The following is a 12,402-nucleotide window of genomic DNA, read 5'->3' as shown; positions in this document are numbered from 1 at the left end:
GCGCGCAGAAGCTGGGAATCCGGGCATCGGATTCCGCCGCCACGGAATTGCTCAAAAATACCGCGCGAGATTCGAACGGATGCGTTCCAGCACGCTGTCACCGGAAAGGTCGGGCACGAATTTCGCGCCCGTGATCGCCTCGTAGGCCTGGATATAGACCGCCGAGGCCTGGTTGACGATCTCGTCCGGGATTCTGGGGATAGGATCCTTGTAGGGATCGCAGCGCGCCGACACCCACGACCGGATGAAGTCCTTGTCGAAACTCTGCGGCCGTCCGCCGCTTTCGAACGCCTCGTCGTAGCTCGCCGCGATCCAGTAGCGGCTGCTGTCGGGCGTGTGGATTTCGTCAGCCAGCACGATGGCGCCGTCCGGCGCGGTGCCGAACTCATATTTGGTGTCGGCCAGGATCAGGCCGCGTTCGGCGGCGCGCTGCTGGCCGCGGGCGAACAGTTGCAGCGCATAACGCGATACGGTGTCCCACTGCGCCTGCGTGAGCAGCCGCTGTTCGATGATCTCGGCTTTCGACAGCGGCTCGTCATGGCCGCCGCTGGCGGCCTTGCTGGTCGGCGTGATGATCGCTTGCGGCAGCTTTTCATTGTCGCGCAGCCCATCGGGAAAGATGTGACCGTAGAAGCTCCGTTCGCCCTTCCTGTATTTGGTCAGGATCGAGGTGCTGGTGGTCCCCGCCAGATAGCCGCGCACCACGATCTCGACCGGCAGCATGTCGAGCCGCCTGCCGACGACGACGTTGGGATCGGGATATTCCAGCACGTGGTTGGGGCAGATGTCGGCGGTCTCCTCGAACCAGTAGCGCGCCGTCTGGGTGAGAACCTGCCCCTTGAAAGGTATCGAGGCCAGGATCGTGTCGAACGCGCTTAGACGATCGGTGGCGATGATGATGCGGCGCCCGTCCGGCAGATCGTAGTTCTCGCGCACCTTGCCGTTGTAGCGGTTGGGCAGTTCGGGAATGAAGGCGTCGGAAAGGATGCGCATGGTGCGTGTGGCTTTCGCGGGCTGCTGATGGGCCACATAAGCCGTTGGCCCCCAGCACATCAAGCCAAGCCTGAAGGCCTTCCGAGGAAGGCCAAAGCTTTTCCGACCAGTTGCCGCTATTGCGCCGGTTGTCAGCTCCGCGGCTTGAGGTTCTCCGGGTCGTAGAGCGGCTTGTAGCCGACGCCGGCCACCTCGACCGGATAGGTCTCGCTAAAATACTCGACCTGCAGCTTGCGCCCTTCCTGACAATAGGCCCAGGGCAGATAGGCAAGCGCGATGTTCTTGCCGATGGTCGGACCGTAGGCGACCGAAGTGGTGAAGGAGCGGCGGCCGAGCTCGTCGACCAGCGTCTCGCCCGTCGCGGGATCCTGCACCGGCATGGTGCCGACCGGATAGCGCGCGACGCCCTTGGCGTCCTTGTTGTCGGTCATTACCAGCGTGCACAGGATCGCCGGCTGATGCTCGCGGGCGCGATACTCTAGATGCTTGGCCTTGCCGCAGAAGTCGTTCTCCTTGACCTTCGGACGGGCAAGGTCGGCCTCGAGCAGATTGTATTCGGTCAAGAGATCGGCGTTTTGCAGCCTGAGGCTCTTTTCCATGCGGCGCGTGTTGGCATAGGTCTCGACGCCGAACGGCATGACGCCGGTCGAGCGCAGCGCGTCCCAGACGGCCAGACCGTCCTCGTAGCGCATATGCAGTTCCCAGCCCTGCTCGCCGACATAGGAGATGCGGAAGGCGGTGACGTCCTTGCCGCCGATGCGGATCGGCTTGATTGCCGCGAACGGGAAATTCTCCGGCGTCAGCCCGTTCGGATCCTCGACCACCTTCTGCAGGGTCGTGCGCGCATTCGGCCCCCAGATGCCGATGGTGACGTATTTCTCCGTCACGTCGGTGATGGTGACGTCAAAGCCTTTGTCCTGTGCGGTGCGCTGCATGTAGCGGAAGTCGCGCGGGCCGGCGTCTGCGCCGTCGATCAGCCGGCACCGATCGGCCATGCGGATGACGGTGAAGTCGGCGCGCACCATGCCTTCCTCGTCGAGGAAGTGGGTGTAGATGCCCTTGCCGATATTGTTGTCGCCGCCGATCTTGGCCGCGCACAGCCATTCCAGCAGCGCGACATGGTCGGGCCCTTCGATGTCATACATCGAGAAATGCGACAGGTTGACGATGCCGCAATCCTCGCTCATCGCCAGGTGCTCGGCGTTCGAGACGCGCCAGAAATGGCGATTGTCCCACTCGTTCTCGCGCACCGGCACGCGGTTGCCGTACTTCTCGAGGAGATGCTCGTTGGCCGCGTAGCCATGGGCGCGCTCCCAGCCGCCCAACTCCATGAAATAGCCGCCGAGTTCCTTCTCGCGCTCATAGAACGGCGAGCGGCGGATGTTGCGGCCCTTGGAGAAGGGCTCGCGCGGATGCACCGCCGGATTGTAGACCTTCATCGCCGTTTCGGTGCAGCGATCCCAGATGAACTGTTCCTTGGTCTGGTGCGGGTAGAAACGCGAATAGTCGATCGCGTGATGGTCGATTGACGTACGGCCGTCGGTCATCCAGTCAGCGATCAGCTTGCCCATGCCCGGGCCGTCCTTCACCCAGATGGCGACGGCATACCACAGCCCCCTCACCTTCTGGCTTTCGCCCATCGACGGGCCGCCATCGGTGGTCACCTGCAGCAGGCCGTTGAAGGAATGGCCTTCGTTATATCCGAGCTCACCGAGGATCGGCGTCAGCTCCATGGCGCGCTCCAGCGGCGCCATGATCTGCTCCATATCGAGGTCGCGCTGCGACGGCGAGAGCCGCGCCTGGTCTTTTTCAAGGAGATCGCGCGGGTGGCACAGACGCGGATTGGTCTCCTCGTAGTAGCCCCATTCGATCTGCCCGCCCTCGGCGGTCTTCGGGTCGCCGGTGTCGCGCATATAGGCAGAGTTGCCCTGGTCGCGCAGCAGCGGCCAGCCGATCTCCTTGCCGGTTCCGGCAAACTCGTTGTAGGGGCCGAAGAATGTCAGCGGATGGTCGATCGGCATGACCGGCAGGTCCTCCCCGACCAGCGCGGCGGTGAGCCGGCCCCAAATGCCGGTGCAGACCACGACATAATCGGCCTCGATCGTGCCGCGCTCGGTCACCACACCCTTGATGCGGCCGTTCTCGACGATCAGCTCCTTGGCCGAGGTGTTCGCGAAAGCCTGGAGCTTGCCGGCGGCAACTCCTTGATCGACCAGCTTGCCGGCAACCGTCTGCGAGCGCGGGATGACGAGGCCGGCATCCGGATCCCACAGGCCGCCTTGCACCAGATGCTCCTCGATCAGCGGGAATTTTTCCTTGATCTCGGCCGGCTCGATCAGCCGCGCGCGGGTGCCGAAGGATTTTGCCGAGGCGATCTTGCGCTTGATCTCATCCATGCGGGCGTCGTCGCCGACGCGGGCGACCTCAAGGCCGCCGACGCGGGCGTAGTGGCCCATCTTCTCGTAGAAATCGATCGAGTAGAGCGTCGTCCAGCAGGACAGGAAGTCGTGGCTGGTCGTGTAGCAGAAGTCCGAGGCGTGCGCCGTCGAGCCGATATCGGTCGGGATGCCCGACTTGTCGATGCCGACGATATCGTCCCAGCCGCGCTCGATCAGGTGATGCGCGACCGAAGCGCCGACGATACCGCCCAGGCCGACGATGACGACCTTCGCCTTTTTCGGAAACTCTGCCATTGCCCGCGACTCCGGAATGATGGACGGACGCGTTTGCGCGCCCTTCGAATGGCGCACAATATGCAGAGGTCGCGGATTGAGCTACCGCCTGTTTGCGACACGCCGCAGGTACGGCGCGACCCCGCGCGCAAGCGTGGTACTGGATGCGGTTAAGCTCAGGCGAATGCCCAGACGTCCTCGGCTTGGAAGCCGACCTGATAGCCGGCGGTCTTGAGCTTGACCACGACCTGGCCGATCTCGGCGGCCGGCAGCGCGCCGACCTCGATCTTGATCATGCCCGGGCGATAGCGCTCAAGGTCGAGCTGTTCGAACACCATCCAGTCGGCGCCTTCGCAGTCGACCAGGAAAGCGTCTATGTGGGTGATGCCGTTGCGGTCGAGCAGCGTCTGCAAAATCTCCGACGGCACTTCGATGTCCTTCAGGTGCGGCGCGAACCTGTTGAAGTTGGCGTCCGCCTCGCCCCAGGCGTTCTTGCCCGACATCAGATTGGTGTCGGTGACCGACGAGCAGCCGATGAACTCGATCGGCAGCGTGCCGGCTTCAAGCGCCGCGGCATCGAATGTATGGACCGTGATCGTGCCCTTGGTCCTGGTCACCGCCACCGGCTCTATGACAAAGCGGCTGGTATCCGGATAGTTGGCGCGCAGCCGCTTCTGATTGTACGGGATCGGCTCGACCAGCATCGCGTGCGCCCCCGCAATGCGATGCAGCCAGGGCGTCACGTCGTCGAAAAGCGCGCCGTCGCAGGCGCCGACATTGACCATCTGGAACGGCCGGCCATTGCCGAAACGTGCCTTGAGCGCGGCCTTTGCCAGGAATTTCGTGCCGTGCAGGGAGGGGCCGCGATCGAGCAGGCCGACCGGAAGGCCGAGCGACAGAAGGATGCGCGCGAGACTGGAAAGCGAGCTCATGACTTGTCTCAGGGAATGACCTGCAGCGCGGCGCGGTGCCTGCCTTGGCTTGCCGATGCCCACAGTGCCATCAGCGGGGTGGCCAGGAGCAGCAAGGGCGGCAGAAGATTGGGGAAGTAGATGCGGGTGTCGTGAATCGGGAAAACGGTGAACTTCGCCAGCACGCCGAGCACAAGCGCCGCCAGCAGGATGCCGGCGCGGCGGTCGAGCCGGAAGCCGGCGCGGCTCAAGCTGTACCATCCGGCCAGTGCCAGGACCGATACGCCGACCCAGCTGTTGACACTGATGGCGCGGATCACCGAGGCGGCGAAGGCCTTCAGGTAGGCGGCCACGGAGAACGGCGGCTCGAACCCGTCCATGTTGTAGTGCTGCTCGATACTGGAAAACCAAAGATGCGGCCACCAGCCGGGATGCTGGGCCCAATGCGAAATGGCGAAATAGGCGACGAAAGAGGCCGCGAAGCCTGCCAGCGCGCCCCATGCCTTCTCACGGAAAGCGACGAGCAGCGTCGCGAAAATGGCGAGGAAGACGATGTTGTCGGGCCTAGCCATGAAAGCCAGGAACAGCAGGACCGCCGTCGCCGCCTCGCGCTTGCGCACATAGGCAAAGGTGCCGCCTAGGAACAGCGCCGAGCATAGAAGGTCCGGTGTCGAGGCGCGCGCGGCATCGCCGAGATCGGCCATGATCAGCACCGCGCCGACGACAGGCGCCAGCGCCAGCGCGCCTTCCGCGCGCAGCCAGGCGAGCGTTATGGCGCCGAACAGAAGCACGGAAAACACCTGCACCAGCCGCATCGCCTCGACCGGCGAGACGACATCGCTGAGGCCGGACAGGATCTCAGCATAAAGGAACTTGATCCGGTACATGCCGAGCAGCGAATGGAAGTCGGCAGCGTTCTGCGCCATATGGCTGCGGAAACCGCCGCCGTCGTCGGTCAGCGCCTTGTAATCGCCGGCCGACACGCCCGCCTTGACCATGCCATAGGCATAGTCATGCAGCGCCTGGGGATCGGGATAGGCGCTTTCCTCTGCGATCGCCAGATAAGGCAGCATGTCCCAGTTGGCGTCGGGCATGAACCAGGCGGTCGCGGCGGTCAGCAGGATATAGAGCGAGAAGGCGACCGCGCCGATCGACGCGGCCCATTTCGCGTAAGCTCCCTCGCCCCACGCCAGGCCGGCGCCGGTCAGCCGTTCCAGCGGATTGCTCGGAGCGGACGGCCTGGTCAGCATACTCGGCGGCCTCTATTTACCGACCTGGCTTTTCACGAAATCCTTCACGATCGCCACGATGCCGCGCGACAACAGGCTGTCGAAGGCGTCGACGAAACGATCGACATGCTCGGGCCGGCAGATCAGCGGCGGCTCGAGTCGGATGACGTTGCGGTTGTATTCGGTGAAGGCGACGAGCACGTCGTAGTCGCGCAGCAGCAGCGCGCCGACGAAGCCCGACAGCGAGCCCTTAAGCTTGTCGTCGAGCACGCTCACCACCGGTCTGAGCACCATCGGCAGGGTCTGCGAGAAATCGTGGAACTCGAGCCCGATCATGAGACCCTTGCCGCGCACGTCCTTGATGATTTTCGGATATTTTTCCTTGAGCGCCTGCAGCCGCTGCAGAAGGTAGTCGCCCGTCGAGGCGGCGTTGTCGATCAGCCCCTCATCATAGAGCACGTTGATGCCCTCGATCGCGGTGACGCAGGCCTCGCCCATGCCGCCGAAAGTGGCCATGGCATGGATCATCGCCGTCTTCGGCGTGCCATAGGCCTTCATGTAGACGTCGCGCCTCGCGATCATCGCGCCGACCGCCGCCTTGCCGGCGCCGAGCGATTTCGCCAGCGCCGTCACATCCGGCACCACGCCATAATGCTCGAAGGCATAGAAACGGCCCGAGCGGCCATAGCCGCACTGCACCTCGTCGGCGACCCACAGCACGCCATAGCGGTCGCAAAGCGCGCGCAGCTTCTGCCAGTATTCCATGGGCGCCTGGATGATGCCGCCGCCGCCCTGGATGGTTTCCAGCACGATGACGCCGATCTCCGGATCGGTCTTGAAAAGGCGCTCGACGGCGTCGATGTCGGCGAAGGGAACGCGCACGACATTGTCTGCCACCTTGAAATCGGCTCGGTAGAGCTGGCCGTCGGTGATCGCCAATACGCCCTTGGTCTTGCCGTGGAAGGAATTCTCGGCATAGACGATTTTCGGCCGCTTCGGGCCGGCGGCGCGCTCGGCAAGCTTCACCGCCGCTTCCATGGCCTCAGAACCCGACGAGCCCAGGAACACCATGTCGAGATCGCCGGGCGAGCATTTGGCGATGTTGTGCGCGAGAGCTGCCGCATATTGCGACATGAAGGCGATGGCGATCTCCTGGCGCTTCTCCTCCTGGAATTTCTTCCGGGCTTCCAAAATGCGCGGGTGGTTGTGGCCGAAGGCCAGCGAGCCGAAGCCGCCGAAGAAGTCGAGGATCTTGCGGCCGTTCTGGTCGATATAGAACATGCCCTCGGCGCGCTCGATCTTGACCTTGTGAAAGCCGAGCAGCTTCATGAAATGCAACTGTCCAGGGTTGAGATGCGCCTTGAACAGGTCGGTGATGCGGGCGATGTCCATCGCCTTGGCCTGCTCGACGCTGATCAGGTCGGGCTTGGCGATTGCTGTGGGCGAAAGCGCTGGCGCGTCGACCAGCGTGCGCGTTCCGGTATGTTCCGGCTTGGCCATGACGGTCATCTGAAAAATCTCCCCTTCGCGCTCTATTCGGCGGGAACCTGTCTGGTGGCAACGGCGTGGGCGTCCATCTTGGCGCGATATTCGTTGTAGGCGGCGATCAGCATGTCCTCGTCGCGATATTGCGGCACCCAGCCGAGCTGGCGCTCGGCCTTGGACACGTCGAGCAGGCATTCCTCGTCGGCGATCAGATACTGTTCGGGATCCATGATCGGCATGTTCAACCAATCGAGCAGGTCGAGCGTGCGCTTGACCGCCCAGCCGGGCGTCGGCACCAGGATCGACTTGGAGCCGGCATGCTTGATCAGGTCGCCGAGCAGTTCTTTGACCGGCGGCGGATTGAGGGAGCCCAGATTGTAGACCTCGTTCGGCACGCCGGCTTTCCAGGCCGCGCGGGCGGCTTCGGCGCAGTCGAACACCGAGATGAACTGGTAAGGGTTCCTGCCCGAGCCGATCATCGGCACCGGAAAATTCCAGTCGATCAGCTTGAACAGCTTTTCCAGGATGCCGAGGCGGCCGGGACCGATGATCAGGCGCGGCCTAAACAGCGAGATCGACATGCCGCGCTTGCGCCATTCGGCGGCAAGCTCCTCGGTCTTGAGCTTCGACAGCCCGTACTCGCCGAGCGGCGCGACCGGATGATCCTCTGTCATCGGCAGCACGACCGTGTGGCCGTAGATCATGTCGGTCGTATAGTGGATAAGCTTCGAGGCGCCGGCCTTGTCCATCGCCTTGATGATGTTCTCGGTGCCGTGGAAATTCACCGGGAAGAAGAAATCGTGCCGCTTGGCGCGCACCTGGATCGGCGACAGCATCTTGGCCGAAAGATTGTAGACCATGTCGCCGGCCTTGAGACCGACCGCCGCGATCGAGGCCGGATCGGTGACGTCGCAGGTGACGAAACGCATGGAGCGGTAATGCGACAGGTCGCTCTTGACGATATCGGCGACGACGACATCCTCGCCGTCGGCGGCGAGCTTGGGGGCAAGATGGCGGCCGACGAAGCCGTCGCCGCCGAAGATCACATGTCTCATCGAACGATCTCGCTTATGCCGATCTTGTCGGGATTGATGGATGCTGTCTGATCCTCATGCCCCTGCTCGCCCATTCCCCGGCCACTCTGCGCGATCAGCACCGTGCCGACGCAGATGCAGGCGATGCCGGCGATGCGCCAGCCATTGAGGTCCTCGCGGAAGACGAAATAGGCAAAGATCGCCACGGCGACATAAGCGAGGCTGAGGAACGGATAGGCGAAGCTGAGCTCGACCTTGGACAGCACGTAGAGATGCGATGCCATCGAGATGACGAAGGTGCACAGGCCGAGGAACACCCAGGGGCTGAACACGATCTGCAAGAGCTTGACGAGCGGATTGACGCCTTCGAAGGAGACCGGCCCAATCGACATCATGCCCTGCTTCAGCATCAGCTGCGCTGCGGCATTGGTCATGACCGTAAAGAGAATGAAGATTATGTATTTCATTGTTGCCACCCCGCCCTTGGGCGATCCTATTACAAACCCACAAATATTTCGTGAAGCCTCGACGATGCTTTGAGTAAACCACGGTATAACCTTTCATTTACCACGATTTATTCGACTTTTATCCATTCTGCGGCTTCAAAAACGCCTCTCGTTGCATCCAGTCTTTTTGCCGTCCGTATCCAGAAGCTCGACAGGAAAGCCGGGTCGCGAAGCGCCTCCAGCCGCTGCCATTGCGGGAACGACGCGGCGAATGCCTCAGGTCCCATCCGGGCGTCCTTGTAGGGGTTCACCGCGCCGCCAGCCTCGACCGCGATGCGGTCGAGTTCGGCGAGCAGCCGCAACGTCCTTTCGCCCCGGTTGGGGAAATCGAGCGTCAGCGTATAGCCGGGCCGCGGGAACGACAGCAGCGCCGGCGAGCGGACGTCGCCGAAGCGCTTGAGCACGGTCAGGAACGATCCCTGCCCTGCCCGCCGTGCGGCGTCGAGCAGCACAGGCACGATGCGGCGCGCATTCGCCTCTGGCACCACGCTTTGGTGCTGGAAAAGCCCGCGCGGCCCGTAGAGCCGGTTCCAGTCGCGGACCCCGTCGAGCGGAAAGAAGAAGCCCTGATAGCCTGCCTGGCGCGGAGCCTGGGACTTGCCCTTCTTCCAGCGGTAGGCCGCGTTGAAGACGGTGAGGAAGGGCCGATTGAGGACATTGAATGGTGGCTGCACCGGCACGGAGAACCGGCTGCCGGCGCGCGCCGCGGCGTGCGAGCCGTTTTCGGCATGGTTGCCGGTGAACAACAGGCCGCGTCCGCGTCCGTGGCCGCTGGCAAGCTGATCGATCCAGGCGACGGCATATTCGTTGGCTTGGTCGGCAGCCTCGGCAAGATCGAAGAATTCGCCGAGATCGCGAAACCGCGTCACGCTTTCCATGATGTCGAGCGAGGGAACCCGCATCAGCTTGACCGATGCCGAAAGGATAAGCCCGGTCAGCCCCATGCCGCCGATCGTCGCCCCGAACAGACGGGCGTTGTCAGTCGCCGAACAGCGATGGGTCCGGCCGTCGGACCGAAGCAGCGTCAAAGCCTCGACATGGCAGCCGAAGGTGCCGCGCCGATGATGGTTCTTGCCGTGGACGTCGTTGGCGATCGCGCCGCCCAGTGTCACGAATTGGGTGCCTGGAACCACGGCCGGAAAGAACCCGTAGGGCGCGGCATAAGCGATGATATCGCAAAGCAGCGTGCCGGCATCGGCCTCGAGCACGCCGGTCTCGGCATTGAAGGAACGGATGCGGTCGAGCGGCCGCATGTCGACCACCATGCCCGCATCGTTCTGGCAACTGTCGCCATAGGAGCGGCCATTGCCGTATCCGAGCAGCGAACCGGTCTTCGCCTCGCCGCGTTTAAGCAAGGCGATCGCCTCGTCCGCCGGGATCGCCTTGCGCGCCGGCGGGGTCGCCAGTCCGAAGCTGCCGAAGCGCTCGTGCCCCATCACCAGCCTCCGGCGACGAGGAAGACCGCGCCGATGGCGACGACGATCTGGCTGCGCCAGTCGCGGATGATGAAGACGACCGGGTCGTCATGCATCTCGTCGCGGCGGGCGAGGATCCAGACGCGCATCGTGAGATAAAGCACGATCGGCGCCAGCGGCCATATCAGCCAGGGATGCGGATAGAGCTCGCGCACCGCCGGGCTGTCCATATAGAGCGCCAGGACCAGTGCCGAGGAGAAGGCCGATGCCATGCCGGCCTGGGCGACGATCTCCTGGTCCTCGGTGCGATAGCCGCGGCCGGCGATGCGCTCGCCGGGCGGGATGGCCGTGGTGCGCAACTCGACGAAGCGCTTCACCAGCGCCAGCGACAGGAAGAAGAAGATCGAGAAGGCAAGCAGCCAGAAGGAGACGTCGACGCCGGTGGCGGCCGCGCCCGCCAGCACGCGGATCGTGTAGAGGCCCGCAAGCGTCAGCACATCGATCAGAAGCATGCGCTTGAACGACAGCGAATAGGCGGTGGTGACGGCCAAATAGCCGGCAAGCACGCCAAGGAATTCGATCGGAAGGAAGAGGCTTGCGGCGATGCCGATCGCAAGCAGCGCGACGATCGCGCCGAGACCGAATGGGATCGACAATGCGCCGCTGGCGAAAGGCCGGTTGCGCTTGGTCGGATGCTTGCGGTCGAGCGCGAGGTCGAAGAAATCGTTGAGGATATAGATGGCGGACGCCACGGCGCTGAAGGAAACGAACGCCAGCAGGCACTCCCAGATCATGTTCGGGTTGAAATATTCGTGCGACAGCACCATCGGCACGGCGATCAGCGCGTTCTTCAGCCACTGATGCATGCGCAGCATCTTGACGTAGGTCCTCAGCGCCGGCCTCGGTGAGGGCATGGCATCGGCTTGATGCGCCGCCTGCCAGCGCCGGGCGCTGCGGTCGGGCGCCACCACGAGCGCGTTGCGCGCTGCATCGAACACTTTGAGGTCGTGCCGGCTGTTGCCGGCATAGTCGAAGCCTGCATCGCCATAGGCGGCGACAAGTGCTGCGCATTTCCTGTCGGAGGTCATGTTGTGCGGACCGTCGGTCGCCAGCACATGATCGAAAATGCCGAGATGCGCCGCGATCGCCTCCGCGAATTTGCGCGGCGTTCCCGTCGCCAGCACGATCTTGCGACCCTCCCGGTGCTCGGCGCGCAGCCGGTCAAGCAGATCCTGGCGGTAAGGCAGCGAGGCTGGGTCAATGTCGACGCGGCCGGCGATTTCCTGCTTCAGGCGGGCCGGCCCGCCGATCAGCCAGAGTGGCAGGAGAAAAAAATAGAGCGGGTTCTTCTTGAGCAGGATGAACAGGCCTTCCCACAGAAGGTCCGTTGCAATCAGCGTACCGTCGAGATCGACCGCAAGCGGAATTGCGTTCCTGTCCGACCTCGCGTCCATGGTCCTGCCCCGATAGAGCGCAGGATCCCGAAACTCCGATCACGGAAAGATCACGCGCCAACTCAACCCACGCCGTATGCCGGCGTCCTCGGGTCGGATATAGCGGGTCATGACGCAGCGAACGTTAAAACGTCCGGTTGCAGAGCATTGTCCTACCGGGTTTTCGCCGTCATCGTTAAGTGTCGGCTACCGGAAACGATAAAAGGCCGGACATCGGTCCGGCCTTTGCCAATCTGGCCCCGCAATCTTGCGGGAGCGGTTACTTGATGCGGGCCGCGCCACCCGAGATTTCGACCGTTTCCGAGCCGGTCAGGGCTTCGAGGTCACCATTGGGCAGGGTGACGAAGCAGCCGTTCGAGCAGAACTCCACCGTCTCGCCGGCGGCAAGCGTCAGCTCGCTCTTGGCGCCGCCTTCGGTCACGACCAGGGTCCGCGTCTGAGCGTCCCTGTTGATCGCGCTGGCGGCGAAAGCCGAACCGCCCAGGGCCAGCAAAGCGATGGCGGCAACGACAGACTTCCACATTGCAATTCCGGTGTTTCGCACACCGCCTCTGTTCAAATTTGCAAGGCATTCTCGCCCTTTGCATCGAAGCTTATATGAGTTGTTACCTGAACCGCAACTGAATGCCGCATTCATGCCACAATCGGTTTCGGCGCCGGATGAGCGTAGCGTGTGGCCATTTGCAGGCCGGCCTCATCCGAA

General features: G+C 63.3%; 10 protein-coding genes. All 10 read right to left on the bottom strand.

Translation table 11 applies throughout. The features are described 5' to 3' along the window. Positions 1-51 precede the first annotated feature (51 nt). Positions 52-993 (bottom strand): phosphoribosylaminoimidazolesuccinocarboxamide synthase, encoded by a 942-nt coding sequence (locus FJ425_RS17235; protein WP_140725047.1) that lies wholly within the window; start codon positions 991-993, stop codon positions 52-54. Between the two features lie 131 nt (positions 994-1,124). Continuing rightward, entirely contained in the window at positions 1,125-3,686 is a 2,562-nt protein-coding gene (locus FJ425_RS17230) for an FAD-dependent oxidoreductase (protein ID WP_140627076.1), read from the bottom strand. Between the two features lie 155 nt (positions 3,687-3,841). Beyond that, positions 3,842-4,597: an FkbM family methyltransferase gene (locus FJ425_RS17225; protein WP_140627074.1), complete on the bottom strand. Its 756-nt coding sequence runs from the start codon at positions 4,595-4,597 to the stop codon at positions 3,842-3,844. An 8-nt stretch (positions 4,598-4,605) separates the two neighbouring features. Next, positions 4,606-5,826, bottom strand: a complete 1,221-nt coding sequence (locus tag FJ425_RS17220) for a hypothetical protein (RefSeq protein WP_140725044.1) — start codon at positions 5,824-5,826, stop codon at positions 4,606-4,608. Positions 5,827-5,838: 12 nt separating this feature from the next. Further along, a complete protein-coding gene (locus tag FJ425_RS17215) occupies positions 5,839-7,314 on the bottom strand; it encodes an aspartate aminotransferase family protein (protein ID WP_140627071.1) in 1,476 nt (491 codons plus the stop codon). Positions 7,315-7,337: 23 nt separating this feature from the next. Further along, positions 7,338-8,345 carry an NAD(P)-dependent oxidoreductase gene (locus tag FJ425_RS17210; protein ID WP_140627069.1) on the bottom strand — a complete coding sequence of 336 codons (1,008 nt, stop codon included), beginning with the start codon at positions 8,343-8,345 and terminating at the stop codon, positions 7,338-7,340. Beyond that, on the bottom strand, positions 8,342-8,791 hold the full coding sequence (locus tag FJ425_RS17205) for an EamA family transporter (RefSeq protein ID WP_140627067.1): 450 nt from the start codon (positions 8,789-8,791) through the stop codon (positions 8,342-8,344). The genes FJ425_RS17210 and FJ425_RS17205 overlap by 4 nt, the downstream gene beginning before the upstream one ends. Before the next feature lie 107 nt (positions 8,792-8,898). Continuing rightward, positions 8,899-10,266, bottom strand: coding sequence for an FAD-binding oxidoreductase (locus FJ425_RS17200; RefSeq protein ID WP_140627065.1), 1,368 nt, complete (start codon positions 10,264-10,266; stop codon positions 8,899-8,901). Then, on the bottom strand, positions 10,266-11,699 hold the full coding sequence (locus FJ425_RS17195; RefSeq protein WP_140627063.1) for a UbiA family prenyltransferase: 1,434 nt from the start codon (positions 11,697-11,699) through the stop codon (positions 10,266-10,268). Before FJ425_RS17195 ends, FJ425_RS17200 begins: the two co-directional genes overlap by 1 nt. A 259-nt stretch (positions 11,700-11,958) precedes the next feature. Beyond that, positions 11,959-12,222, bottom strand: a complete 264-nt coding sequence (locus FJ425_RS17190; protein ID WP_027167119.1) for a hypothetical protein — start codon at positions 12,220-12,222, stop codon at positions 11,959-11,961. Positions 12,223-12,402: the final 180 nt, after the last annotated feature.

The sequence above is a fragment of the Mesorhizobium sp. B2-7-2 genome (assembly GCF_006440775.1).
GTDB lineage: Bacteria > Pseudomonadota > Alphaproteobacteria > Rhizobiales > Rhizobiaceae > Mesorhizobium.
The sequence above is the reverse complement of the archived record's forward strand: the minus strand, read 5'-3'. Positions and strand labels throughout refer to the sequence as shown.

Excerpts from the sequence above, each read along its gene's own strand:
- FJ425_RS17235 (WP_140725047.1), bottom strand. The coding sequence starts at position 993 with ATGCGCATCCTTTCCGACGCCTTCATTCCCGAACTGCCCAACCGCTAC.
- FJ425_RS17230 (WP_140627076.1), bottom strand. The coding sequence starts at position 3,686 with ATGGCAGAGTTTCCGAAAAAGGCGAAGGTCGTCATCGTCGGCCTGGGC.
- FJ425_RS17225 (WP_140627074.1), bottom strand. The coding sequence starts at position 4,597 with ATGAGCTCGCTTTCCAGTCTCGCGCGCATCCTTCTGTCGCTCGGCCTT.
- FJ425_RS17220 (WP_140725044.1), bottom strand. The coding sequence starts at position 5,826 with ATGCTGACCAGGCCGTCCGCTCCGAGCAATCCGCTGGAACGGCTGACC.
- FJ425_RS17215 (WP_140627071.1), bottom strand. The coding sequence starts at position 7,314 with ATGACCGTCATGGCCAAGCCGGAACATACCGGAACGCGCACGCTGGTC.
- FJ425_RS17210 (WP_140627069.1), bottom strand. The coding sequence starts at position 8,345 with ATGAGACATGTGATCTTCGGCGGCGACGGCTTCGTCGGCCGCCATCTT.
- FJ425_RS17205 (WP_140627067.1), bottom strand. The coding sequence starts at position 8,791 with ATGAAATACATAATCTTCATTCTCTTTACGGTCATGACCAATGCCGCA.
- FJ425_RS17200 (WP_140627065.1), bottom strand. The coding sequence starts at position 10,266 with ATGGGGCACGAGCGCTTCGGCAGCTTCGGACTGGCGACCCCGCCGGCG.
- FJ425_RS17195 (WP_140627063.1), bottom strand. The coding sequence starts at position 11,699 with ATGGACGCGAGGTCGGACAGGAACGCAATTCCGCTTGCGGTCGATCTC.
- FJ425_RS17190 (WP_027167119.1), bottom strand. The coding sequence starts at position 12,222 with ATGTGGAAGTCTGTCGTTGCCGCCATCGCTTTGCTGGCCCTGGGCGGT.